This is a genomic window from Nioella sp. MMSF_3534, from assembly GCF_030732985.1.
Taxonomy (GTDB): domain Bacteria; phylum Pseudomonadota; class Alphaproteobacteria; order Rhodobacterales; family Rhodobacteraceae; genus Nioella.
The window spans coordinates 1-4,045 of the sequence record NZ_JASHJX010000092.1; the positions used below are offsets into that span (position 1 = coordinate 1).

Annotated in this window: 6 protein-coding genes; 3 read left to right on the plus strand and 3 right to left on the minus strand. The window is 63.3% G+C overall.

The features are described 5' to 3' along the window. Positions 1-95 precede the first annotated feature (95 nt). Both RBB16_RS20405 and RBB16_RS20410 read right to left on the minus strand, forming a co-directional pair. Entirely contained in the window at positions 96-659 is a 564-nt protein-coding gene (locus RBB16_RS20405; RefSeq protein ID WP_306047870.1) for a CGNR zinc finger domain-containing protein, read from the minus strand. Then, complete coding sequence (locus RBB16_RS20410) at positions 656-847, minus strand: hypothetical protein (RefSeq protein ID WP_306047871.1); 192 nt, start codon at positions 845-847, stop codon at positions 656-658. Before RBB16_RS20410 ends, RBB16_RS20405 begins: the two co-directional genes overlap by 4 nt. Before the next feature lie 251 nt (positions 848-1,098). On the opposite strand from RBB16_RS20410, the gene RBB16_RS20415 reads away from it, so the two are divergent. The 3 genes from RBB16_RS20415 (at position 1,099) to dgcA (ending at position 3,509) form a co-directional block, all read left to right on the plus strand. Beyond that, positions 1,099-1,455, plus strand: coding sequence for a hypothetical protein (locus tag RBB16_RS20415; RefSeq protein ID WP_071691146.1), 357 nt, complete (start codon positions 1,099-1,101; stop codon positions 1,453-1,455). 90 nt (positions 1,456-1,545) lie between these two features. Beyond that, a complete protein-coding gene (gene dgcN, locus RBB16_RS20420; protein WP_306047872.1) occupies positions 1,546-2,547 on the plus strand; it encodes an N-acetyltransferase DgcN in 1,002 nt (333 codons plus the stop codon). Next, complete coding sequence (gene dgcA / locus RBB16_RS20425; RefSeq protein WP_306047873.1) at positions 2,547-3,509, plus strand: N-acetyl-D-Glu racemase DgcA; 963 nt, start codon at positions 2,547-2,549, stop codon at positions 3,507-3,509. The genes dgcN and dgcA overlap by 1 nt, the downstream gene beginning before the upstream one ends. 106 nt (positions 3,510-3,615) lie before the next feature. On the opposite strand, the gene RBB16_RS20430 is transcribed toward dgcA, so the two are convergent. Next, a partial coding sequence (locus RBB16_RS20430; protein WP_306047874.1) for a hypothetical protein occupies positions 3,616-4,045 on the minus strand: 430 nt, incomplete at its 5' end.

The window sequence follows — 4,045 nt, forward strand, 5'->3', positions numbered from 1 at the left end:
CCCCCCCCCCCCCCCCCCCCCCCCCCCCCCCCCCCCCCCCCCCCCCCCCCCCCCCCCCACGGGTCGACGCGCAAAGCGCGGCGAAATCAGTTGAATCAGGCGGCGTGCCGTTGACGCGCGCGGAAGCTTTCGGCCTTGGCACGGTTGCCGCAGCGCGACATGGAACACCAGCGCCGCCCGACGCCCCGCCCCTTGTCGATGAACAGATGCGTGCAGCGGCGGCATTCGCGCAGCCGCCCGAACTGGTCGGATCGCAGCAGCTCGTCCATTGACAGCACCAGCTGTTCATAGACGCGGCCAAGCGGGCTTGCGGCGACTGTCAGGCCGTTATCGCCAATGCCGATTTCAGCATCCTGATAGACGGCCTTCAGCGCCTCGGTCAGATACAGCCCGTCTTCCCGACCCGGCGCGCGACCTGCCGCGATGGCGGAAAAGGCGGCATAGGCCGTTTCCCTAAGCGTCAGGATCTTGCGAAGCTGCATCGGCGTGACCGGTTCTGACGGGGCCGCAAAGCCCTCTTCTTCCAGCAGGCGCACCAGCACGGTGGCGTTCTGAAAACTGTCGATCCGCCGCGTCTTTCCATCATCGGCAACGGTATTCAAAAAGGTCAGGAACGGGTGGCCCGCGCCCGGTTCAGAGCGTGAAATCGCCTTGGTCATTTGTACTGCACCGCCTCGGAATGGTCTTTTCTTTTTTTGGTGTGCATATGGTGCCGCAGGGTGTGCGGCAAGTAAAGCACCGGATCGCTGCGCCGGGGTTCGCCTGCGGCGCGCCGCCGATTCCCGGCAAACCGGTCTTCATGGGACGAGAAGGCAAGTCGCCACGGGGTGTAGCGAAGCTCGATCATGCCAGCGCCAAACTCCGGTTTGACCGCCCGGCCGAGACGGGACAGGCAGGAGAGGACAGGCGCTTTGGCGATCATACCGCTTGGGCGAAGGCCGGTTCGTCTGGTTGTTACATGCCACCCTTAAGGGATCTTGCACCCGATTTCGGATAGTGTGGCCCGAATGCGACGTGCTGCGATGCGGCGGGGCTGCGGCCTTGTCCGAATCTGTCCGAGGCCCAAATTGACCGAAGGAAGCCCCAAGGATCCGTGCGATGTCAGATTTTCTGCCCAAGGAAGTGATGGATGGCCTGCGCGCCGCCCAGAAGAAGGCCGAACGCAAGCGCAGCCGCCGGTCCGTGCATGTGGGTGATGACGTTTATCCGATTCTGCAATTCGCGGAAGAGGGCTTTGCGCTGGATGCCGAATACGCCCCGCATCTGCGCGGGCTGGTGGATATTTATGAAGGTCCGAAGCATCTGTATCAGGCCCTGATCGTGGCATCGGAAATCAAGGGCGACCTGATGCGCTATGAATTCAAGCGCAATACGGTTGCTTCCGATCATGCACCGCGCGACTTCTATCAGGAACAAGACGCACCTATTGCTCTGCTGGACTGGTCGAAACCCTGAATTTGGCCTTTGCATCGAATGGCTGTCCCGCTGTAAGCGATCTGAAACGCGCCGTTTTGCGCTCTCCAATTCTGCTTGCCGAGGTTCCCGATGATCCAGACCCCTTATCTGTTGTTCCTGGGCGATGCGCCCGATCAGCTTGCCGCCAAGGTGGCGCAGGGCATCCGCGACTGGCGGCCAGACAATGCCGTGGGCCAGTTCCGGATGGAGGGCTGCGGTGCCGATGTCAAACTGCCCGACATGGACCTTGCCGCCGCGAAAGAGGCTGGGGCCAAGACGCTGGTGGTGGGCGTTGCCAACCGCGGTGGCGTGATCAGCCAGGAATGGAAAAAGGTGCTGGTCATGGCGCTGGAGGAAGGGTTCGACCTCGCCTCCGGCCTGCACAACCTGCTGCGGGATGAGCCCGACCTTGTGGCCGTTGCCGAAGCCACCGGCCGCAAGCTGCACGACGTGCGCATCCCGGACGTGAAATACCCGATTGCCAATGGTGTAAAGCGGTCCGGCAAGCGCTGCCTTGCCGTGGGCACCGATTGCTCCGTGGGCAAGATGTACACCTCGCTGGCCGTTGATGCCGAGATGAAGAAGCGCGGCATGAAGTCCAGCTTCCGCGCCACCGGCCAGACCGGCATTCTGGTTACCGGAAACGGGGTGCCGCTCGATGCCGTCATCGCCGATTTCATGGCAGGCTCCGTTGAATGGCTGACCCCTGACAATGACGACGATCACTGGGATCATATCGAGGGGCAGGGGAGCCTCTTCCACGTGTCCTATTCCGGCGTGACCATGGCGCTGATCCATGGCGGCCAGCCCGATGCGCTGATCCTGTCGCATGAACCCACCCGCGCCCATATGCGCGGGTTGCCGGGCTATGACCTGCCCTCGCTGGAGGCCCTGCGCGACACCGCCCTGCCGCTGGCGCGCATCGCCAACCCCGCCTGTCAGGTGGTCGGCATTTCGGTCAACACCGCCAATATGGGTGAGGACGAGGCGTTGTCCTATCTGGAAGCGACCGAGAAGCGGATGGGCCTGCCCGCCGTCGACCCGTTCCGCCAGGGCGCGGGCCGTCTGGTGGACGCGCTCGACGCGATCTGATGCTGTCCGTTACCGCCGACACCTTCCGGCTGGCGCAGGTGTTTACCATCGCCCGCGGCAGCCGGACCGAAGCTCATGTCCTGACCGTGCGCGCCTTCGCGGATGGCGTTGTAGGACAGGGCGAATGCGTGCCCTACGCTCGCTATGGCGAGACGCTGGAGAGTGTGACCGCCCAGATCAAGGGCCTGCCGGAGGGCATTTCCAGGCAGGATTTGCAGGATGCCCTGCCCGCCGGGGCCGCGCGCAATGCCGTGGATTGCGCCCTGTGGGATCTGGCCGCCAAGCAGACCGGCGTGCCGGTGTGGCAGCTGGCGGGGCTGTCCGCGCCGCGCCCGATGATCACCGCCTACACGCTGTCGCTCGATACGCCCGAGAATATGCGGGCCGAGGCCGTGAAACACGCGCACCGGCCGCTGCTGAAAATCAAGCTCGGCACCCCCGACGACATGGCGCGGCTGGAGGCGGTCCGTGAGGGCGCGCCGAAGTCCCCCATCATCGTCGACGCGAATGAGGGCTGGACGGCAGAAGTCTATGCCGACCTCGCCCCCCACCTGCTGCGGTTGGGCGTACAGATGGTGGAACAGCCGCTGCCCGCCGGTCAGGACGACATGCTGGCGGAAATCGAGCGCCCCCTGCCCGTCTGCGCCGATGAAAGCTGCCACGACCGCGCCAGCCTGCCGGGGCTCAAAGGCAAATACGACATGGTCAACATCAAGCTGGACAAGACCGGCGGTCTGACCGAAGCGCTCGCGCTCCGCGACGCCGCCCGCGCCGAGGGCTACCAGGTCATGGTCGGCTGCATGGTCGGATCATCCCTCGCCATGGCCCCCGCCGTTCTGGTGGCGCAGGGGGCCGAGGTGGTGGACCTCGACGGGCCGCTCCTGCTGGCCGAAGACCGCGACTCGCCGCTTGTCTATGATGCGGCGGGCGTGCATCCGGCGAGTGCGGAGTTGTGGGGGTGAGCGCCGGTCCCGCCTTTGGCTGGTAAATGCTCCAGTGGACCTATCAAGGCGCGAACGGGCAGAGCCCCGGTGTGCTGGTGGGCAGAACTGCCCACCCTACGGCAATCTAATTCTCCAAGAATTCGATAAAACTGTAGCCATCACACTCGGTTGATACCCAATGGAAACCGTCTGGTGCGATACGCATAATTGCGCTATACGAACGCGTAAGATCGATGCCATTCAGCAGGCCTCCATTGGCATTGAATTCTGGAATATCTTCACCGAAGCGCAGGGCCTGTCCAATCAACTCTTCGTTTCTTTCCGAATCGAAAAATGCGGATACATCAGGCGATTCTCCGTGAAAGAATGCGGCGTATCTTACGGGCCTGACCGATAACAACAGGCCGACAACTGGGCGAAACTCCGTCGCATCGATGGGTTCAAGGGCGAAGCCCAAATCACAGTTCAAATCTCCATTAGGCTCAGGACTCATAGCCAATAGATGACGGTCGCTGCGAGGGCGATTGCCGATAGGAAGACCCTTGGGCAGCGAT